Below are 20,673 nucleotides of genomic sequence, written 5' to 3'. Positions count from 1 at the left end.
CGCCCACCTGCACGGTCAGGCACTGTTGTGGCAAGTCGGCGGGCGCAGCGGCGGAGGCAGTGGCTTGCATGTTTGGGAGTGGGCTTAGAACGAGACAAAATCATCTTCGTTGGCATGGGCGGCCAAGGGCTTGCCTGCCAAAGCAGGGGCCGTGGCCATGAGTGCCTGGCTGGGCAAACGTGGCGTTGGCTGTGGCGCGGCGGCATGGTGCCACCGCCCCCCGCTGCGCTCTTGCCCTTCGACCGAGAAAAAGGCCATCACTTCCTGCAAATTGGCGGCCTGTGAGGACATCTCTTCTGCCGTGGCGGCCAATTCTTCCGAAGCACTGGCGTTTTGTTGGGTGATTTGGTTCAGTTGGCCCATCGCCACGGTGATTTGGCCAGCACTGACGCTTTGCTCTTGCGAGGCGGCGGCAATCTCTTGCACCAAATCGGCGGTTTTCTGCGTGGCAGGCACAATTTCGTCCAACAAAGCACCGGCGCGCTCGGCCATGCCCACGCTGTTGAGGGCCAATTGGCTGATTTCTTGCGCCGCTACTTGGCTGCGCTCGGCCAGCTTGCGTACCTCGGCGGCTACCACGGCAAAGCCACGTCCATGCTCGCCCGCGCGTGCGGCCTCGATGGCGGCATTGAGCGCCAGCAGGTTGGTTTGGTAGGCGATGTCGTTGACGATGCCAATTTTGCGCGCAATTTGCTGCATTGCGCCCACGGTTTCCGTCACGGCTTGGCCGCCTTCGGTGGCGCGCTGGCTGCCTTGGGCCGACATGCCGTCGGCAATTTTGGCGTTGTCGGTGTTTTGCTGGATGGAGGCGGCCATCTGGCTGATAGAGGCCGAAGTTTGCTCGACCGAAGCCGCCTGCTCGCTGGAGGCTTGGGCCAAAGATTGCGAAGTGGCCGATACCTGCGCCGTGGCCGAAACCAAATTGGAAGCGGTGGTGTTGACTTCCAAAATCGCCTGCGACAGCTTGTCCACGGTGTTGTTGACCACGTCTTTGAAGTCGCCCAAATCGCCCCGGTAGTTGCCCTTGATTTTGCGCGTCAGGTTGCCACGTTCCATCTCTTTGAGTACGCCCACCGCCTCGTTGACGGGCAACACAATGCCGTCGAGGGTTTGGTTGATGCCTTGGACGATTTTGCGGAAATCGCCTTGGTGGCGCTGGGCATCGGCACGGGTTGCCAGTTGGCCTTGGGCGGCGGCTTCGGCCAGTATGGCGGCATCGTTCACCAAGGCATGGATGGCCTCAATGCAGGTGTTAAGGTTGTTTTTGATGGTGTTGAAATCCCCTTGGTAGGGGTCGGTGATGGTGGCCGGAATGGCCCCGCGTGAAATAGCATCCACATACTTGGCGGCCACGTTCAGCGGGCCAATCACGGCATCCAGTGTGTTGTTGACACCTTGCACAATTTTGCCAAAATCACCTTGGTGGCGGCTGGCATCGGCGCGCGTGGCCAGTTTGCCCTCTACTGCGGCCTGCGAGAGCAGTTTGGCATCGGCCACCAGCGCCTGCACGGCCTCAATGCAGGTGTTGAGGTTGTTTTTCAGGGTATTGAAGTCGCCTTGGTAGTTGTCAGTGATGCGCGACGGAATATCGCCTTGGGCGATGCGTTGCACATACCCGGCGGCTACATTCAGCGGGCCAATCACGGCATCCAAGGTTTGGTTGACCCCTTGCACAATGGCGCGGAAATCACCTTGGTGGCGGCTTTCGTCGGCGCGCGTCGAGAGTTTGCCCTCTACGGCGGCCTTGACCAACAGTTGTGCATCGGCGCTCATGCCATGCACAGCGCTGTGCAAAGCGCGCATCGCGTGGGCCAGTTGGCCGATTTCGTCTTGGCGCTGCAAGCTGATGCGGTGGCTAAAGTCGCCTTGGGCCATTTGCTCGACGCTGTGCAGCAATTGGCGTGTAGGCACGGTGATGCTGCGGGTAATGAGTACGCCAAACAAGAGGCTGAGCAGTGCGGCCAGACTTCCTAAGCCCAACAGCAGCCAGCGGGTATCTTGGGACTCGGTCATGGCATGGCTGCCAATAGCACGCGCGGTTTGCGTGACCAAGGCAATCAAATTGTCCATGCTTTGCACATAGGCGTTTTGCGCTTCTAAGGTAGGGCCTAGGGCTTCGATGGCGGCTTCTTCGGGTTTGTTGGCGCGTAGCAAAACAATCACTTGCTTGTAGGCTTCGCGGTAGGTTTTGCGCGCATCGGCCACTTTGGCCAGTTGCTGTGCGGCCTTGGGCTGGGTGAGCAAGCCCTCTAATTGCTGGTAGTGTTGGCTGATTTTTTCGCTGATGGCGGCCAATTTTTCGAGTTGGCTTTGGGTGTCGGTATCCGCACGCAACAGGGCGTACATGATGGCTCCATTGAGGGTGCGCGTGTGCAAGTTGATTTGGTCCACCATCTGATTGGCCAACACCACTTCGGTCAAATGCTGATGCGACAAGGCATTGACATCGTGGCTGATGGTGCTGATGCGGTTCATGCCCAAGGCAACGATGGCCAGCAGCAAAGCCAAGGCGGTAGCAAAGCCTAGCCCCAGCCGTGTTCCGATTTTGAAGTTTCCGAACATGGTAATTTTGCTTTCTTGATGGAAATGAACGCTTGTCAGGCGACGCTGAGGTGCTGTGGCGTGGAGGTGGTAGCACCGCCAGCACCAGCGTTGTCGTTGAGGGTATGGCCGCTGGCGACGCTGGCCAGCAATTCCAGAACATCCACAATCAGGGCCACCCGGCCCGTGCCCAAAATGGTGAAGCCACTCATGCCGGGCAGGCCATGAAACACTGGCCCCAAGGGGCGAATCACGGTTTGGTATTCACCTTGCAAGGCATCGACCAGCAGGCCAGCACGCCGCTCACCACAGCGCACTACGACCAAGTTTGCGCGTGCTGTGGGGTCTGACCCCAATAGGGCATCGGCTTGGCTGACAAACCCGCTGGGCAAGCTGGACGGTTCGGGCAAGCCAAACCATTGGCGCAGGCGAATCATGGGCAGCAATTCATCGCGCAGCGGGAACACATCGTGGCCCTTGGTTTGTTGCGCGGTTTCTGGGGTCAACTCGATGCACTCTTCCACCATGTCTAAGGGAATCACCAAAGACGAATCGCCCACCGTGACCAAGAAGCCGTCAATAATCGCCAGCGTCAGGGGCAAACGGATGCGGATGCGGGTGCCTTGGCCCTCGGCGCTTTGGATTTCGATGCTGCCGCGCAAGGCGGCAATGTTGCGCCGCACCACGTCCATGCCCACCCCCCGGCCCGAGAGGTTGTTCACCTGCTCGGCGGTAGAAAAGCCCGGCTCAAAAATCAACTGCTGGATTTCGTGGGGGCTTAAAGTTTGCTCGGGGCGCACCAAACCGCGCTCGATGGCTTTGGCCAAAATGCGCTCGGACGACAAGCCGCCGCCATCGTCCGAGACTTCAATCAAAATATTGCCCGCATCGTGGCAAGCGTGCAGACGCACCCGCCCTTGGGCTGGTTTGCCGCGCGCCATACGCACCGCTACCGGTTCAATGCCGTGGTCGATGGCGTTACGCACCAAATGGGTGAGCGGGTCACCAATTTTTTCAATCACGGTTTTGTCCAACTCGGTATCGGCCCCGCTGATGTCTAGTGCGATGTCTTTGCCGATGTCTTGCGACACCTCGCGCACCACACGCTGAAACTTGTTAAAAGTGGCCCCAATTTGCACCATGCGTAACTGCAAAGCCGAGCCGCGCACCGACTCCACCAAGCGTGCTACCACCGAAGCGGCCTCTTGCAACTGCGGCAGGCCACTGTTGGCCACGGCCAGATGCAGCCCAGCGCTGGCGATAATCAATTCGCCTATCAGGTTGATGTGGGCATCGAGCGTATCGGCTTGCACACGGATAAGGGCGCTCTCGGTGGTTTTGGCTGCTGCTGCGGGTGGTGGTGCAGGTGCTGCGGGCGTTGGTACCGTGGGCGCGCTGCTGGTGGCTGGTGGTGGCGGCCACAACAGAGCCAGCTCTGGTGCCGTCAAGCTGCCGCAATCTTGCAAGGCTTGCATCCATGCTGCATGGACGGCTTGGTCTTGGTTTGGCTCTGGGGGCAGCGCTTGGCGATACTGCTGCAAGGGACTGTGTGGCGGCACAATGCACACTTGGGCGCAGTCGCGCGCAAACTCAAACACCCCTTCGATGGCCTGGGCGCTTAAATCGCTGTGGTAGCGCAGGGCAAAGCCGAGGTAGCAAGTCTCGGAGTCCATCTCGGCCACATCGGGCAGTGCCTGGCTGATGGTTGCCAAGCCCACCACGCGCCCCATGCCCGCCAAACAATGCAGCAAGGCCATTGGTTCCATGCCGTCGCGTAGCAAATTGGGGCCAGCGTAGAGGCTGATGTGCCAGTCGCTGGTTGCAGCGACTGGTAAATCTTCCAAGGGTGTCTGGGGTAGGGCGGGTGCTGGTGTGGCAACGGCCAGAGGTTCTGGCTCCGCTGATGATGATAATGATGGGCTACAGGCTTGCAGCGCCTGCATCAGCTGCTGGCTTTGGGCATGAATGCTGGCATCGGGCGTGCTACCGGCCTCGATATGGTCAATCAACACGGCCAGATGGTCACGCACTTGCAGCAACAATGCCACCAAATCGCGCGACAGTGGCACCTCGCCGCCACGCACTTGGTCCAGCACGTTTTCGGCATGGTGGGTAAAGGCCACCAAATGCTCTAAGCCAAACAAGCTGGCGGAGCCTTTGATGGTGTGGGCCGCCCGGAAGATGGCATTGAGCAATTCAGCATCGGCAGGGGCCTGCTCCAGTTGCAGCAGCGCCTGCTCCATGCTTTCTAGCAATTCACGACTTTCGACGATGAAAGTCTGCAAAATTTCATCCAAATTCATGGTGTTCGATGGCGTGGCATAGGCTTAGAAGGTAGCCGCCATTTGTGACACTGGTATGGACAAAATTCTGCGGTCGGCTTACCTCGCCCGTTAGAGACGGTGCAATCAAATACGGGATTTCCGTACAATCGAGCCATACAAACAGTGGTTGAACACCCTACCTTTCAACGTCAAGCAGCCAGCATCTGGACAGAGGGCGAACGTCACGCTTTCATCGATTGGATTGCAGTCAACCCCTTGGCCGGTGATGTGATTCCGGGTGCTGAGGGCGCACGGAAAGTGCGCTGGGTCGTTCAGGGCAAAGGCAAGCGCAGCGGGGCACAGGTGATTTAGTTCAACTACACCGAAGAAGGTGTAGTTGAACTGTTTGCGGTGTACGTCAAGGCTGATCGGGAAAATATGCCAGCCAGCGACATCCAACGCAACCGGAGAGCATGATGAAGCGACATTTTGATCTTGAAAAAGTGGCTGCCGCCATTGAGGCAGATATGGGTGAGGCCCTGCCCGACATTCGGCAGGCTCTGGCTGAGGTGCAGTCTGGCGTGGGCGCTCGCGTGACTACGCCAGAGCAAATTTTGTTGCGTCAAGCCCGCCAGAAAACAGGCTTGTCACAGGCTGATTTTGCCCGGCGCATTGAGACACCAGTAACTACGCTGCGCGATTGGGAGCAGGGCCGCTTCAAGCCGCCCGGTGGCGTGCTGTGCCTGTTCAGGTTAATGGTGTCACATCCTGAGTTGTCACAGGAATTGGCGACCGCTTAAAAATACAACGGCTTGGGTTCTAACTTTGCGCTCAATCGGACGGCCTCCAGCCGTCGCTTACCTTGGTTCGCTGGGCGACTTAAGCATCCCCTCAGTTTAAGTTTCCATTTCTAAAATGAGGAATTGGAGATGGTTTTGAAAAAGTTACTTAGTATTTTGATGGTATTTTTTTCATCTGGTTTGTGTGCTGCGCCAAGCAGTAGTTCCTCAGAGTATAAAGAGGCTTATACATGTGCCACAGAGAGCTTTGAGTCTGATTATGGCGGTGGGCCTGCAGCATTTTGCATCGGAAACTCCAGAGACCCTTCAAAAATCGAAGAGCGTGCCTACAAAGATGCTAAACGTGACTTCTTGAGCAAGAAAAATTCCACCACCAGTAGTGGTTCTTGTACATTTAAATATGCGATTTGGGTTGGAAATGGCAGTCGAGCTGACGGATTTGAAGAGGGCACTGTCAAGGAGGTTTCCTTACGCAAAATTGCACAGCTATTGCCGAGCAGAGAGAACAGAATAACTTTCTTTGATTTACATGGTCAGGTTATTTCAGGCGAGCTTGCTAGCAAGTTATTTTTTGTGACCAAAAAAGATCAGTATGGCATGCATGAATACAAGTTGTCGGATTTTGCAAAAAAGAACTGCACAAAGAAACAAATTGGTTGAAGCCTGAATCATCATTCTAGTGGCGAGCCTTGACACAAATGGGCCGTCCTGTGACGGTACCTGTGGCATAATAAATCCGTCTGGGGTAAGGCGAATGCCGTTTTATTTCAGATTTGTGTAAAAAAGCCATTCAGTGCTGCAAAATTTTGTTCAAAAACTCTTTGGTGCGCGGTTGGCGTGCTTCTGGGTGGTTAAAAAAATCATCCTTAGAGCAATCTTCCAAAATTTTGCCGCCCACATCCATAAAAATCACCCTGCTGGCCACTTGGCGCGCAAAGCCCATTTCGTGGGTGACGCACATCATCGTCATGCCCTCGTGGGCCAAGCCTGTCATAACATCCAGCACTTCGCCCACCATTTCCGGGTCGAGCGCGCTGGTGGGTTCGTCAAACAGCATCACGATAGGGTCCATGCTCAAGGCGCGGGCAATCGCGACACGTTGTTGTTGGCCGCCCGAGAGCTGGCCCGGAAATTTGTCTTTGTGTGCCATCAAGCCTACGCGGTCTAACATTTTGAGGCCACGTTGTTGGGCCTCCTCTGGCGTGCGCCCTAACACCTTGATTTGGGCAATGGTTAAATTCTCCGTGACTGACAGATGCGGAAACAATTCAAAATGCTGGAACACCATGCCCACATGGGCGCGCAGTTTGGGTAAATTGGTTTTTGGGTCGTGCAGGGGCACGCGGTCCACCCAAATTTCGCCGGATTGGATAGGTTCTAGCGCATTGATGGTTTTAATCAAGGTAGATTTACCCGAGCCAGACGGCCCACACACTACCACCACTTCGCCCCGGCCAATACGGGCCGAGCAATCGGTCAGCACTTGGTAGTTGCCATACCATTTGGAAACGTTTTTTAATTCAATCATGGCAATTCCTTTCGGTGCTTTGCTTTAACGGATAATGGCAATTTTGCGGTGCAGGCGCTTGACCGCCCATGATAGCGCATAACAAATGATAAAATAGAAGGCCGCTGCTGCCAAATAAGCCTCCATCGGGCGACCAAAGTTTTTGCCTGCTATTTCAAAGCCTTTGAGCATATCGTAAGCGCCAATCGCATAGACCAAAGAGGTGTCTTGAAACAGAATAATAGTTTGTGTCAAAAGCACTGGCAGCATATTACGAAAAGCCTGTGGCAAGACAATAAAACGCATATTTTGGCCGTAAGTCATGCCCAAAGCCTGCCCGGCAAATACTTGGCCGCGCGGAATAGCCTGAATGCCCGCACGCATAATCTCGCTAAAATAGGCTGCCTCAAAAGCAACAAAAGTCACTATCGCGGATAGTTCAGCCCCAATCGGTCGCCCTACCAGCAACGGGGCCAGCAAAAACACCCACAGAATCACCATCACCAGTGGAATGCTACGCATTCCATTCACGTAAATGGTGGCGGGCACATCCAGCCATTTGCGCCCTGACAAGCGCATTAGTGCCAATACTGTGCCCAACAAAATACCACCGATGGTGGCAATGGCGGTCAGCATCAGGCTAAAGCCTAGCCCTTTCAGCACAAAATCGTGAATCAAAGCCCAGTTATAGAAAGAAAAATCGAGCTGCATCTCAGTGCCCTCCTGCGCTGGCGGCTTGCAAGCCCGGCACGCGCACACGTTGCTCAATCCAAGCCATAATGCGGTTAATCGCAAAAGCCGATAGCATATACAGCAGCGTAACGGCCAAATAGACCTCGATGCCGCGTGAGGTTTCTTCTTGTGCCTGCATGGCAAACATCGTCAATTCGGCCACCGAGACAGCAAACGCCACCGAGGAGTTTTTGAAAATGTTCATCGTCTCGCTGGTCAGCGGTGGAATGATAATGCGAAACGCCGCTGGTAGCAGCACATAGCGGTAGCTCTGGAAGGTGGTAAAACCCATCGCCAGCGCGGCATAGCGTTGACCGCGTGGTAAAGTTTCAATGCCCGAGCGCACCTGCTCGGCAATGCGTGCCGAGGTAAAAAAGCCCAGTGCCAGCACCACCAGCACAAAACCGGGCACTGCTTGCAAAGCCGGTACCAAAGTGGGAATGACGTGGTACCATAAGAAAATCTGTACCAATAATGGAATATTGCGAAACAGCTCTACCCACGCATTGCCCAGTTTAACGATACGCGGGCTATCGGGCAGGGTACGCAAAGTGCCTACCAGCGTACCCAATAATAATGCCAGCAAAAGCGCCAGCAGCGATACCGATAAAGTCCAGCCCCAGGCCGATAGCATCCAATCCAAATAGGTGACACTGCCGCCTTTGCCAAAGCAGCCCTGTATGGGCGTGCGCTCTAAGGTGTCCTCGCAGAACACTTGCCAATCCCAAGCCATCGCTTGCTCCTTTCTGCTACCGACAAAAAAGCCCCATGAAATCTCCCACAGCTAAACGCAAAGCGTTGTAGCTGGGGTTTCTCGCTTCATCGACCGGTACGCCAAGATGTTGCCATCTGGACGGTTTACCCATGTCTCCACGAGCGTAGGCTGGTTTGCACCCGCCGGTTTGGAGCATTCCGCCCCTACCTTTTGTTTTTTAACCCTTGCCCGCTTGACTTTCTTCTTGGCTACACCCTCGCCCAGCATCAGGGCTACTCCGCGTTTAACCAGCACTTTGGCGGCATTGGTATCGGCGTTGTCAGTGCAATGGCAGCTTTGGCAAACAAACGCGGCTTGAGAGTGCCGGTTGTCTGGGTGAGTGAAACCGCAGTGGCTGCACTCCTGCGAAGAATAGTGTGCGGGCACTTCGATGCACAGTTTGCCTGCGCGCAGGGCTTTGTATTGTGTGTAAACCTTGATTTGCCCCCAGCCTGAAGCCAAGATGGCACGATTCAGGCCAGCTTTCTGCTGGACGTTCTTACCCGGTTTTTCGGTATCGCCTTTGGCACTGGCGGTCATGTTTTTGACTTTGAGCGCCTCAAATACATACAGCTTGTAGGCTGGGTCTGCTACCAAGGCATGGCTGGTTTGGTGGCAAAAATCGCGGCGCAGGTCAGTAGCGTATTGCTGGCATTGGGCTACACGCTGCTTGGCTTTTTTCCAGCGTCCTGAACCTTTAACCCGACGCGCTTGGCGGCGTTGCCAGCGCTTTTTGCGCTTTTCTTGCTGGGTTAAACGCTTTTTTTCTATTGCCCGGAAATCAAACTGCTGTCCATTGCTGGCCGCCAGTGGAATCTTGACACCTCTGTCCAAACCCAGTGTGACGCTGCTTAGTTCAGCAGTGCTGAAGCTGCGTAGCCATTGGGTGATTTCCTCAACGCTAGGCTCAGCAATGCCATCGTCATAGTTGAAAGACACATGCCAGCGCCCGGCATGGATGCTCAGGTGGATGGAAGCTGGCAGCGCGTAATCACGGTGCGCTGTAAAAGCCAAGCAGTCCAGGGGATGCTTTTTGGTGCCAAGATGCAGCAGGTGGTGCGTGACTTTTCCGGTCTCATCTTTGATAGGCTCAAAGGAAAACAATTCGCGCGTAAGCCACACCGATTGTTTACCATACTTGGCTTGGATAGTGGGGCGGCCAGCCAAACCGGCAAAGAAACGGCTGTAAGCCTGCATCCATTTGGCGGCACCATTGCGTAACAGCTGGCTAGGCACCTCCGAGAGCCACGGGGTCAGTTCTGGGTGCTTGAACTGGCTGTATTGCTGGTCTATGGGGGCAAACTGCCCGGTATGGTCGAGTGACTTGCGGGCAAAGGTGCGAAAATAGCGGTCTTCTTGCACCTTGGCGTTGTAGATAAAACGCTGGCAACCTATCCATTGCAACAGCACTTTTTCTTGTGCTGGAGTGGGGTAACAACGAAAACGGTTGCCAATTTGCATCGGATGATTCTATTCCTTATCCAGCAGGCACTTTGCAAGTGCCGCTCGCTTGACCCGCACCCTGCCTAGCGGCTAGGGTGGGGAATGCGCTCGCAAGGAGTTCAAACCAATTGGCTTGAAGGGGCAGGATAAGTGGGTTATCTTACTTTTTCAAGTAATCTTCGAGGGGTTTGTTGTTGGGGTTGGCCCAAGCCGCTTTGGTGGCCTCAGATATGGGCAGACCAATTTTGGTATTGGTGGGTGGCACGGGCTGCATAAACCATTTATCGTACAGCTTGGCCAGTGAGCCATCGGCAATTTGGCGTTTGATGCTATCGTCCACCGCCTTTTTGAAGGCAGTATCGTCTTTACGCAACATACAGGCAATAGGCTCTACCGAAATCACTTCACCGACAATTTTGAAGTCTGCTGGATTTTTGGCTTTAGAGATATTGGCGGCCAAAATAGAAGCGTCCATCACAAAGGCATCGGCCCGGCCAGTTTCTAGCAGCAAGAAGCTATCGGCATGGTCTTTGCCCATGACTTCCTTAAAGTCAATGCCGCCAGCACGTTCATGTTTACGCAAATGCTGCACCGAGGTGGTGCCGGTGGTCACGGCTACGCTTTTGCCATTCAAATCTTTAATATCTTGGATGCCCGAATTGGTTTTAACGGCCATACGCACTTCTTCCACATAGGTGGTGATGGCAAAAGAGACATCTTTTTGTCGTGCTGCGTTGTTGGTGGTGGAGCCACATTCCAAATCTACCGTGCCATTGGTGACCAGCGGAATGCGGTTTTGCGAGGTGACCGGTTGGTATTTAACGTCTAATTTGGCCAAACCGAGTTGCTTTTGGATGTCGGCCAGCACGCGCTCACCCATCTCGGTATGAAAACCCACATACTTGCCATTGCCCAAGGTGTAGCCCAAGCCCGAGGACTCACGCACGCCCAGCGTGACGCTGCCCGAAGACTTGATTTTTGCCAGCGTGTCGTTGGTTTGGGCGACAACGGCAGTGGCGGCCAAACTGGTCAGGGCCAAGGCCAATAGGTGTTTTTTCATAAAGCACTCCTTTTGCGTGGATAAATACTAGCAATGGGACAGTCAGGTGTCTATGCGTAACAACCTTAGCAAGATACTTGCCTAGGTGGCCCCATTGTGGCTGATAGGGGTGCTGTGCGTGGTAGCGTTTTGCAAAAAATCCCACAGCGCTTGGGCGGCACTTTTGCTACTTTCGCGCCCGGTCTCTTTGGCAGCTGGCTTGTCGCGGCAGGCGCGGATGTCCATTGTCAATTCCAGTGCGGGCATCCCTGCTGGCTCGGCGCGCACCAAACGGCCTTTGCCCAAGTCTCTTTCCACCGCGCTGAAGGGTAAAAAGGCTAGGCCGTGGCCTTCTAAGGCCATCGCTTTCAGCCCTTCGGCCATGTCGGTTTCATAAACCCGGTCTAAATGGATGGTGCTGGTCGCTTGTTTGAGCAAAATGTCGGTCAAGCCGCCCAAATAAGCCCCCGGCGCATAGCCCAAATAGGGCAAGGGCTGGGCCACACGACCCGGTAGTGCGTGCAGGGGTTCGCCTTGGGCATCGGGCTTGCTGTACGGGGCCAGCACTTCTTGGCCCAGCACTACCATGTCGTAGCGTTGGGCATCCAATTGCACCGGCTGCGATGCATGGTGGTAGGTGATGAGCAAGTCGCAGCTGCCTTCTACCAGCCGCATCACGGCATCGTGTACGTTCAGGGCAATCAGGCGGCTTTTGAATGGCCCAAACTGGCTGCGTAGGCTAGAGACCCACGCCGGAAAAAAAGTAAACGCCAGCGTGTGCGGTACGGCAAACTCAATCATGTCTTGGCTAGAACTGCCATGCGCGCGCAAGGTGCTGCGCGTGTTGTGCAGTGCCTGCAACATCTCTAACGCTTGGTCGTACAGGGTTTTACCGGCAGCGGTCAGGCGCGTAGGGTAAGAGCTACGGTCCACCAAATCGGTGCCTGCCCAAGCCTCTAGCGCCTGGATGCGCCGCGAGAACGCCGGTTGCGTCACATGGCGCAACTGCGCCGACCGGCTAAAGCTGCGGGTTTCTGCCAGACTGACAAAGTCTTCAAGCCACTTGGTTTCCATGGGCTGATTATCGGTGCAGTCGCTGCGCTGCTGGGGGTGCGAGCCGCATAATAGAAGCACCTATCTTGCTGCTTTTTTCTCATGCCATGCCCTGCCCAGTCTGATTCCAACGTGGCTGCCGATGCGGTAGCCGCTGCATCTTCTGCCGCGCCACCACATCCCCCCAGTGCGGAGCTGCACTCTTTGCGCCTCGAAGATAGCCTAACCGTGGGCATCATGGCCGCTTTGGCTTTGATTACGCTGGCCAATGTGTTGGCGCGTTATTTCACCAACAGCTCGATTGCGTGGACAGAGGAGATTTCAGTCTTTCTGATGATTGCACTGGCGTTGGTGGGCAGCTCGGCAGCGGTGGCGCGTGACCGGCATATCCGCATTGAATACTTTGCCGAGAGTGGCTCGGGGGCACGGCGGCGCTTTTTGGCCCAATTTGGTGCGCTGATGGTCGCTCTGCTGTTTGCGCTGATTGCCGTGTTGAGCGTGCGCGTGGTGTGGGATGATTACCGTTTTGAAGAAACTTCGCCGGGTATTGGCGTGCCACAGTGGTGGTATTCGGTGTGGCTACCGATTTTGTCGGCCTTGATGAGTGTGCGCGCCATTGGTTTGTTTATCCGGCGTGGCAAACAGCCCGATGTGGAGTTTTTGCCGGAGCAACAGCCATGATTGCTACGCTGCTCTTTAGTGCCTTTTTGTTGATGATGCTGGCAGGCGTGCCGATTGGGGCTGCCTTGGGCCTGGCCGGAACCGCTGCCATTGCATTGGCCAATCTGGATAGCCAATGGTTTGGCCTGCTGGCAGTGCCGCAGAACTTTTATGCTGGCTTGGGCAAATACCCGCTGCTGGCGATTCCGATGTTTGTGCTGGTGGGTTCGATTTTTGACCGCTCGGGCGTGGCCTTGCGGCTGGTCAATTTTGCCGTCGCCATCGTCGGGCGTGGCCCCGGTATGTTGCCGCTGGTGGCTATTGCGGTAGCCATGTTTTTGGGCGGTATCTCTGGCTCTGGTCCTGCCAATGCAGCGGCAGTGGGTGGGGTGATGATTGCCGCTATGTCGCGCGCCGGTTATCCGGCTTCATTCTCAGCCAGTGTGGTCGGTGCGGCAGCGGCCACGGATATTTTGATTCCGCCCTCAGTGGCCTTTATTATTTATTCGGTGCTGGTGCCGGGGGCCTCGGTGCCCGCCTTGTTTGCTGCCGGTATGGTGCCCGGTATTTTGGCTGGTGTGGCCTTGGTTGTGCCTGCCGTGTGGATGGCACGCCGCCACCACATGGGCGCACAAGAAGCCGAGTTGCCGCGCCCGCCTTTCTGGCAAAGCCTGCGCGATGCCGCCTGGGGTTTGGCGGCCCCGGTGCTGATTTTGGGCGGTATGCGCGCTGGTTGGTTTACCCCGACCGAGGCCGCCGTGGTGGCGGTGTTTTATGGCCTGTTTGTCGGCATGGTGGTGCATCGCACCATCAGTGTGCGCGATTTGTATCCCATTCTGCGTGAATCGGGCGAGCTGTCGGCAGTGATTTTATTGGTGGTCTCGCTGGCGGGTATTTTTGCCTATTCGCTCTCTACCTTGGGCGTGATTGACCCGGTGGCTAAAGCGATTGTCAACTCTGGATTAGGGGAGTATGGCGTACTGGCGCTGCTGATTTTGCTACTGGTGACGGTGGGCATGTTTTTGGATGGTATTTCCATCTTTTTGATTTTTGTGCCCTTGCTGTTGCCTATTATGCAGCACTATGGTTGGGACCCGGTTTGGTTTGGCGTGATTTTGACGCTCAAGGTGGCGCTGGGCCAATTTACCCCGCCTTTGGCGGTTAATTTGATGGTATCGTGCCGCATTGCTGGCGTGCGTATGGAGTCCACCGTGCGCTGGGTCGGCCCAATGTTGCTGGCCATGTTCTTGGTGATGGTGTTGGTGATTGCCTTCCCGTCACTGGCGTTGTGGCTTCCAGCGCGTTTGGGTTATTGAGCCTTCTTGCGTGGGTGGCTGCATGGAGTTTCTCAGGATGATCAGCGCTGGCCATCAAACTGCTAAGTAATCACGCAGAACCTTCGTGGTAGCATCTTCACTGAGAGAATTACTCAAAAAATTCCACATCGGTTGCACAGACTTACTTAAAATCTAAACATTTTATTTAAAAATTAGTAATTTTTAAAAATTCAAAACATTTTTTATGAATTTTAACCCACCCCCTTCTAGCGCACCAGACAATGAATGGTCTATAGAATTTTTGCGCGGGTGTGCCGCCATGATGGTCATGTACGCGCATTATTATTCATTGGCTGGCATGGAGAGAAATTTATTGAATTTCTTTTTTACCGGAGTTAATCTTTTCTTTGTTATCAGTGGCTTTGTTTTTGCCCCTTATTTTTTTCATAAAAAAATTCAAATAAAATCTTTCTTCATTCGGCGCATTTTTAGAATTTATCCGCTTTATTTGGTGGCTTTGTGTAGCTATGCAGCGTTGCGTTATTTGAATGGAATTCCAATTGAATATTTCTTTGAGCATTTGTTTTTCTTGCATACACTGGAGTCTAAAGAAATAGCTTTTTATTTTAATCCGGCTTTTTGGAGTTTGCCGCCAGAGATAGAGTTTTATTTGGCTATTCCGTTGTTGTGCGTTCTCTTTAGAGGCGGCAAGCCAGTGCGTGTGCTATTTTTTGCTGCCTTGGCCCTGCATTTTGTTTTGGCGAAAAATTTGGATTCAAAAAATCTTATTTTCCAAATAATGATTTTTCATTTGCCGGGGCTTTTGGTAGAATTTTGTCTGGGGATTTTAACTTGGATGGTTGTGATGGCTAAGCCAAGTTTGCTGTGGCGATTGCTCTTGGCTACGCTGGGGGTGGCATTGTGGTTGGTTCTGGCGCAAATTTTCAAGACAGGTGGCGATGCTATCATTTATAACAATAAATGGCTGAATGGCAATATGGGTTTGTTTGCCGCGGTCTCCTATGCTTTTTTAATGGCAAGTTTTGTGGGGCTGATACAAAATCCTTCTGCTCTGTTGAAAAAATTTGCCATTTTGATTGGAAATTTAAGTTTTGGGGTTTATTTGTTCCATAATTTAATGCCAAGTGCTTTAGAATTTTCAAAAGCTTGGTTTTCCAGTTTGCAATATGCTATGGTTTGTGCAGGCGCAACCCTTGTTGTTGCTTGGATATTAAATCGGTTTTATGAAAATCCATTCAGAAAAATAGGCCGTCGTTGGGCCAATTCAGTGGAGCAAAGCCAGCAAGTAGCCGCTCATTAAGCACGCGCCACGGCTGTGGCAGCTGCTTCGCTAGGAAGTAGCGCTCAAGGAATTCCTTACCAGCGCGCTGCCAATAGGATAAATTTGGCGTGTCGCCCAGCTGCTTGGTGCATACTCAGTGGGTAGATAGCGATAGTTACTTTTTCAACCGGGCCATTAAATGGACGTGAGCAGGTAACGGCCCAAAGCAAGGAATGCCGTGCGTTCCGCGCTCTACCTCCCCGGCATGACTGCCGAGGTTTCACGCGCAACCTGATGACTGAAAACACCCAAAACCCTGCTGATTTGCAAGCGCAAGCAGAAAAAATCCGTGCCGATGTGATGGCTGCCTTGTTGCGTGCTGCCAAAGCCGCACAACCCGCCCCCACTACACCCCCTTCCACCAACTCCGCGCCCGCAGACCAACCCGCTGCTGGCAGCGCGCAATAACTGCATGGCCAGCGCTGTGCATCGTCCGGCCCTGTCCATGCTGGACTTGGTGGCCGTGCGCGAGGGCGGCACGGTAGCCCAAGCGCTTCAGGTGGCTGTGCGTACCGCCCAGCATGTCGAGGCGCTGGGTTTTGCCCGCTATTGGGTGGCCGAACACCACAATATGCCCGGCATTGCCAGCTCGGCCACGGCTGTGCTGGTGGGGCATATTGCGGGTCAAACCAGCACCATTCGGGTGGGTTCGGGTGGCATCATGTTGCCCAACCATGCGCCCTTGGTGGTGGCTGAAGCCTTCGGCACCTTGGCCGAGTTGTATCCGGGGCGTATTGATTTGGGGTTAGGGCGTGCCCCCGGCACCGATGGCCCCACCATGCGCGCCTTGCGCCGCGACCGTATCGAAACCGAAGAGGACTTTCCGCGCGACGTGGCCGAGGTGCAGCGTTTGCTAGGGCCACCACAGCCCGGCCAGCGCATCACCGCGATGCCCGGTGCAGGCACCCAAGTACCGCTGTGGCTGTTGGGTTCTAGCTTATTTTCGGCGCAACTGGCTGCACAGATGGGCTTGCCCTATGCCTTTGCCTCGCATTTTGCGCCGCGCATGTTGCTGCCTGCCTTGGAGTTATACCGGCGCTTGTTCCGTCCATCGGCCACCTTGGCTAAGCCCTATGTGGTGGTGGGGGTGCCGGTGATTGCCGCGCCGACCGACGAAGAAGCGCAGTATTTGGCCAGCAGCACCTACCAGCGCGTTTTGGGCATCCTGACGGGCCGACGTGGGCGTTTGCCACCACCGGTGGCTGATTTTTGGAGCAGCGTTGGAACCCAAGAGCGCGCCGGGATTGCCGATTTTCTGGCCGCTGCCGTGGTCGGTGGGCCACAAACCATGCAGGCCGGTCTGCGCGCTTTGCAACAGGCCACGCAGGCGGACGAGTTCATCTTGGTCAGTGATGTATTTGACCCCGATTTGCGCCTGCGCTCTTTAGAGCTGACCGCCGCTGCCAACGCTGCGCTTTAGCTTAGCGGTAGGTGTAGGTGGCACCGTAGGGCAAACTAAAGTACGGTGTGGCCAGCGTCATGTTGATTTGGCCCACCGTGCCGTTAAAGCTGCAAGAATTTACCGTCCACGAGCCGGTCATGCCATCGGTAGATTGGGTAATTTGGTCGCGCAACGATAGGTCATTGCAAAACTCGTCTTGGTTGGCAGGCTTGGGCACGTTTTCAATCACGATGGGGGGCACGCTAAACTGCATGGCCGTGACTTGCACTTCTAGCCGATAATTGCCTTGCGTGCCGCCATCGACCGCGATGGAGCCAAAGCTTTCTAAAACAAAGGTCGGATTGCTCAGGCTAACGCGCGGGTAGGTGATGCCGCCCAAAGTAACTTGGGGCAGGCGCAGCACGTTGCCATTCGAAAAAAATTCAATTTGGTTGCCGATGCTAGGGTCATCGAGTTGCAACTGACCAAAATCTAGCAGGCGCACGCGCACATCCCGAATTTGGGTGTTGCCATCAATTTGAACCACGGGCATGGTCAGGATGTTGGTGCTGGTGTCAAAGCTGGACACATCAGCGGCCCCTGCCATGCAGGCAGCCACAGCGCTCAGTAGCCCGATGCTGTTTCGGACGATGGTGGAACAACGCATGAGATTTCTCCTATAACAAAAAACTATCACAAAGGGGAAGGCGTAAGTATCCTGCAAAAACAAACGTTTGGGTTAAGATAAAGCGATGCAAACCCCTGCCGCGCGCCGTTTTGACCTGATAGCCTTCGATTGGGATGGCACCTTATTTGATTCCACCCAGATTATTGTGCGCTGCATTCAGCAGGCGGTGCAAGATTTGGGCGGTGCGGTGCCCAGCCAAGCGGCGGCATCCTATGTGATTGGCATGGCCTTGGTGCCCGCGCTGGCCCATGCGGCCCCGGATATTGCGCCCGAGCGTTACCCCGAACTCAGCAATCGTTACCGTTACCATTATTTGCGTTTGCAAAACGAGGTCAGTTTGTTTGAAGGCATTTTGCCCTTGCTAGACGATTTGCGCGCGCGCGGCTACTTGCTTACTGTGGCCACGGGCAAAAGCCGTCGGGGTTTGAACGAGGCGCTGCAAAGCGCCAGCCTGCGCGGCGTGTTTGATAGCTCGCGCACCGCCGACGAAACTGCTGGCAAGCCGCATCCGCTGATGTTGCAAGAGCTGATGGCCGAGTTTGACGTGCCCCCCGAGCGCCTACTGATGATTGGCGACACCACGCACGACTTGCAAATGGCGCTCAATGCCGGTTGCGCCAGCGTGGGCGTGGCCTATGGGGCGCACCACCCAGATACCTTTGCGCCCCTGCGCCCCTTGGCGGTGGCGCATACGGTGCAGGAGCTACACCACTGGCTGCGCGACAACGGCTAAACCAGCGTTAAAACAACACCGTTAAAACCGTTATCGCATCAGCCGAATGAATTAGCCCAGTGCGCTTTTAGGCGGCGTTAGCGCCGGGGGCTTTGTTGACCCCAGCGTTGGCCGCTGCCAGTGCCGTCATGTTGACCACGCGGCGCACGGTAGAAGAGGGCGTGAGTACGTGCGCCGATGCCGCCGCGCCCAGCAAAATCGGGCCAATGGTGGTGCCGTGGCCGCTGGTGGTTTTGAGTACGTTGAACAAGATGTTGGCGGCATCCAAGTTGGGGCAAATCAGTACATTGGCCGAGCCGCTCAAGCTGGTTTCGGGCAGCATGGTGCGGCGCATGGCATCGGACAAAGCCGCATCGCCGTGCAACTCGCCATCGCACTCGATATGCGGCGATGCTTGCACAAACAAATCACGCGCTTGGCGCATTTTGCGCGCCGAGGCGCGGCCCGAAGAGCCGTAGTTGGAATGCGATAAAAAGGCCACCTTGGGCGGCAAGCCAAAACGTTGCACTTCTTCGGCGGCCATCAGGGCGATGTCGGCCAATTCTTCGGCGCTCGGGTCTTCGTTGATGTAGGTATCGGCAATAAACAGGGTGTGCTGCTCTAGCATCAGGGCGTTGACGGTGGCCAGTGTGGGGGTGTCGGGGGCCAAACCCACCACATCGCGGATATGCTCAAGGTGGCTGTCAAATTTGCCCACCAAGCCACACAGCATGGCATCGGCATCGCCCAGATGCACCATGAGTGAGGCAATCAGGGTGTTGGAGCGGCGCACAATGCCCTTGGCTGCTTCAGGGGTCACGCCCCGGCGGCCCATCAGGCGGGCGTAGGTTTCCCAGTAGCGGCGGAAGCGTGGGTCGTCTTCGGGGTCGCAAATTTCTACGTCTTTGCCAAGTTGCAGGCGCAAACCGGCTTTTTCAATCCGGGCGGCAATCACGGCGGGGCGGCCAATCAAAATCGGGCGTGCTAAACCATCGTCCACCGCTACTTGGGCGGCGCGCAAGACGCGCTCGTCCTCGCCTTCGGAATAAGCGACGCGGCTTTGGGCCAGTTTGGCGGCATGGAACACCGGACGCATGAACATACCGGTTTGATAGACAAAGCGGCTCAGGCTGTCGCGGTAGGCATCGATGTCGGTAATCGGGCGCGTGGCGACACCCGAATCGGCAGCCGCTTGCGCCACGGCGGGGGCAATCCGCAAAATCAGGCGCGCATCAAACGGGGTGGGGATTAAATAATCGGGGCCAAAGTTGAGGTCTTTGCCAGCGTAGGCAGCGGCCACTTCGTCGCTGGCTTCGGCCTTAGCTAAATCGGCAATTTGGCGCACGCAGGCCAGCTTCATGGCTTCGGTGATTTTGGTGGCACCGCAATCCAAGGCCCCCCGGAAAATATACGGGAAGCACAAGACGTTATTGACCTGATTGGGATAATCCGAGCGGCCGGTGGCGATGATGCAATCGGGGCGCACGGCCTTGGCCAACTCGGGGCGAATTTCTGGCTCGGGATTGGCCAGTGCCAAAATAATCGGCTTGTCGGCCATCGTTTTGACCATCTCGACCGTCAGCACGCCGGGGGCCGAGCAGCCCAAGAACACATCGGCACCATTGACGGCATTGGCCAAGGTGCGCGCACTGGTAGTGCGGCAATAGGTTTGCTTGGAGGCATCGAGTTTGCCCGACTTGGCATCTTCGCGCTCGGTTTGAATCACGCCCTTGGAGTCGCAGACGAGGATGTTTTCTACCTTGACCCCCAAGCCCACCATTACGCCCAAACAGGCAATAGCGGCAGCACCAGCACCCGAGACGGCCAAGCGTACTTGGGCAATGTCTTTGCCTACCAGCTCTAGGCCGTTGAGCAGCGCTGCCGAGGAAATAATGGCCGTGCCGTGTTGGTCATCGTGGAACACCGGGATGTTCATGCGCTTGGACAATTCGCGCTCGATGTAGAAGCATTCGGGGGCTTTGATGTCTTCTAAGTTGATGCCGCCCAGCGTGGGTTCTAGCGCTGCGATGATGTCGATGAGCTTGTCGGGGTCGTTTTCGGCCAGTTCAATATCAAACACATCGACACCGGCAAATTTTTTGAACAGGCAGCCTTTGCCTTCCATCACTGGCTTGCTGGCCAGCGGGCCGATATTGCCCAGCCCCAGCACGGCGGTGCCATTGGTGATAACACCGACCAAATTGCCGCGCGAGGTGTATTCGTGCGCCAATGTGGGGTCGGCCTCAATATCCAAGCAAGGGTAGGCCACGCCGGGCGAATAAGCCAGCGATAAATCGCGCTGATTCGACAGTGGCTTGGTGGGGGTAACCGAAATTTTGCCCCGGCTGGGGTTGCGGTGGTATTCCAGGGCGGCTTCGCGCAGGGCTTGTTCGGCGGTAGAGAGGGTTTGGGTCATAGACAAAAATAAAAGGTAGTTTTTAAGCAATCAGCAAAATAAGCTTACCCGATGCTGATGATGT

The 20,673-nt window shown here is 55.4% G+C and carries 19 protein-coding genes; 9 read left to right on the top strand and 10 right to left on the bottom strand.

The features are described 5' to 3' along the window. Positions 1-84: 84 nt before the first annotated feature. Together PHX60_RS16025 and PHX60_RS10525 are read right to left on the bottom strand one after the other, a co-directional pair. Positions 85-2,562, bottom strand: coding sequence for a methyl-accepting chemotaxis protein (locus PHX60_RS16025; protein WP_366144381.1), 2,478 nt, complete (start codon positions 2,560-2,562; stop codon positions 85-87). Between the two features lie 35 nt (positions 2,563-2,597). After that, positions 2,598-4,844, bottom strand: coding sequence for a chemotaxis protein CheA (locus PHX60_RS10525; RefSeq protein WP_300077234.1), 2,247 nt, complete (start codon positions 4,842-4,844; stop codon positions 2,598-2,600). Between the two features lie 144 nt (positions 4,845-4,988). Between PHX60_RS10525 and PHX60_RS16020 the strand changes: the two genes are divergently transcribed. The 3 genes from PHX60_RS16020 to PHX60_RS10510 all read left to right on the top strand — a co-directional run bounded on the left by PHX60_RS16020 (position 4,989) and on the right by PHX60_RS10510 (position 6,265). Continuing rightward, positions 4,989-5,177 carry a hypothetical protein gene (locus PHX60_RS16020; protein ID WP_366144380.1) on the top strand — a complete coding sequence of 63 codons (189 nt, stop codon included), beginning with the start codon at positions 4,989-4,991 and terminating at the stop codon, positions 5,175-5,177. 104 nt (positions 5,178-5,281) lie between these two features. Then, on the top strand, positions 5,282-5,605 hold the full coding sequence (locus tag PHX60_RS10515) for a helix-turn-helix domain-containing protein (RefSeq protein ID WP_300077233.1): 324 nt from the start codon (positions 5,282-5,284) through the stop codon (positions 5,603-5,605). Positions 5,606-5,740: 135 nt separating this feature from the next. Further along, entirely contained in the window at positions 5,741-6,265 is a 525-nt protein-coding gene (locus PHX60_RS10510) for a hypothetical protein (RefSeq protein WP_300077232.1), read from the top strand. Positions 6,266-6,395: 130 nt separating this feature from the next. Here PHX60_RS10510 and PHX60_RS10505 read toward each other — a convergent pair whose 3' ends face one another. From PHX60_RS10505 to PHX60_RS10480, 6 genes are all read right to left on the bottom strand, one after another. After that, a complete protein-coding gene (locus PHX60_RS10505; protein WP_300077231.1) occupies positions 6,396-7,133 on the bottom strand; it encodes an amino acid ABC transporter ATP-binding protein in 738 nt (245 codons plus the stop codon). Positions 7,134-7,157: 24 nt separating this feature from the next. Beyond that, positions 7,158-7,823: an amino acid ABC transporter permease gene (locus tag PHX60_RS10500; protein ID WP_300077230.1), complete on the bottom strand. Its 666-nt coding sequence runs from the start codon at positions 7,821-7,823 to the stop codon at positions 7,158-7,160. Position 7,824: 1 nt separating this feature from the next. Beyond that, entirely contained in the window at positions 7,825-8,577 is a 753-nt protein-coding gene (locus PHX60_RS10495) for an amino acid ABC transporter permease (protein ID WP_300077229.1), read from the bottom strand. 51 nt (positions 8,578-8,628) lie between these two features. After that, positions 8,629-10,059 carry a transposase gene (locus PHX60_RS10490; RefSeq protein ID WP_300077228.1) on the bottom strand — a complete coding sequence of 477 codons (1,431 nt, stop codon included), beginning with the start codon at positions 10,057-10,059 and terminating at the stop codon, positions 8,629-8,631. Positions 10,060-10,201: 142 nt separating this feature from the next. After that, complete coding sequence (locus PHX60_RS10485) at positions 10,202-11,101, bottom strand: amino acid ABC transporter substrate-binding protein (RefSeq protein ID WP_300077227.1); 900 nt, start codon at positions 11,099-11,101, stop codon at positions 10,202-10,204. Positions 11,102-11,182: 81 nt separating this feature from the next. Then, positions 11,183-12,154, bottom strand: a complete 972-nt coding sequence (locus PHX60_RS10480) for a LysR substrate-binding domain-containing protein (protein ID WP_300077226.1) — start codon at positions 12,152-12,154, stop codon at positions 11,183-11,185. Positions 12,155-12,235: 81 nt separating this feature from the next. Here PHX60_RS10480 and PHX60_RS10475 point away from each other — a divergent pair, with 81 nt between their 5' ends. From PHX60_RS10475 to PHX60_RS10455, 5 genes are all read left to right on the top strand, one after another. After that, positions 12,236-12,814, top strand: coding sequence for a TRAP transporter small permease (locus PHX60_RS10475; RefSeq protein WP_300077225.1), 579 nt, complete (start codon positions 12,236-12,238; stop codon positions 12,812-12,814). Beyond that, on the top strand, positions 12,811-14,109 hold the full coding sequence (locus PHX60_RS10470) for a TRAP transporter large permease (RefSeq protein ID WP_300077224.1): 1,299 nt from the start codon (positions 12,811-12,813) through the stop codon (positions 14,107-14,109). The genes PHX60_RS10475 and PHX60_RS10470 overlap by 4 nt, the downstream gene beginning before the upstream one ends. Positions 14,110-14,314: 205 nt before the next feature. Then, on the top strand, positions 14,315-15,391 hold the full coding sequence (locus PHX60_RS10465) for an acyltransferase (RefSeq protein WP_300077223.1): 1,077 nt from the start codon (positions 14,315-14,317) through the stop codon (positions 15,389-15,391). A gap of 255 nt (positions 15,392-15,646) precedes the next feature. Then, a complete protein-coding gene (locus PHX60_RS10460; protein ID WP_300077222.1) occupies positions 15,647-15,820 on the top strand; it encodes a hypothetical protein in 174 nt (57 codons plus the stop codon). A 4-nt stretch (positions 15,821-15,824) separates the two neighbouring features. After that, entirely contained in the window at positions 15,825-16,832 is a 1,008-nt protein-coding gene (locus PHX60_RS10455; RefSeq protein ID WP_300077221.1) for an LLM class flavin-dependent oxidoreductase, read from the top strand. Position 16,833: 1 nt separating this feature from the next. On the opposite strand, the gene PHX60_RS10450 is transcribed toward PHX60_RS10455, so the two are convergent. Beyond that, the gene (locus tag PHX60_RS10450; RefSeq protein ID WP_300077220.1) at positions 16,834-17,460 is read right to left on the bottom strand and encodes a hypothetical protein; all 627 of its coding nucleotides are present in this window, start codon (positions 17,458-17,460) and stop codon (positions 16,834-16,836) included. A gap of 85 nt (positions 17,461-17,545) precedes the next feature. Between PHX60_RS10450 and PHX60_RS10445 the strand changes: the two genes are divergently transcribed. Continuing rightward, positions 17,546-18,214, top strand: a complete 669-nt coding sequence (locus PHX60_RS10445) for an HAD-IA family hydrolase (RefSeq protein WP_300077219.1) — start codon at positions 17,546-17,548, stop codon at positions 18,212-18,214. 67 nt (positions 18,215-18,281) lie between these two features. Here the strand turns inward: PHX60_RS10445 and PHX60_RS10440 are convergent, their stop codons facing one another. Then, complete coding sequence (locus PHX60_RS10440) at positions 18,282-20,609, bottom strand: NADP-dependent malic enzyme (RefSeq protein WP_300077218.1); 2,328 nt, start codon at positions 20,607-20,609, stop codon at positions 18,282-18,284. Positions 20,610-20,673: the final 64 nt, after the last annotated feature.

The organism is Giesbergeria sp. (assembly GCF_028686475.1).
Taxonomy (GTDB): Bacteria; Pseudomonadota; Gammaproteobacteria; order Burkholderiales; family Burkholderiaceae_C; genus Simplicispira.
The sequence above is the reverse complement of the archived record's forward strand: the minus strand, read 5'-3'. Positions and strand labels throughout refer to the sequence as shown.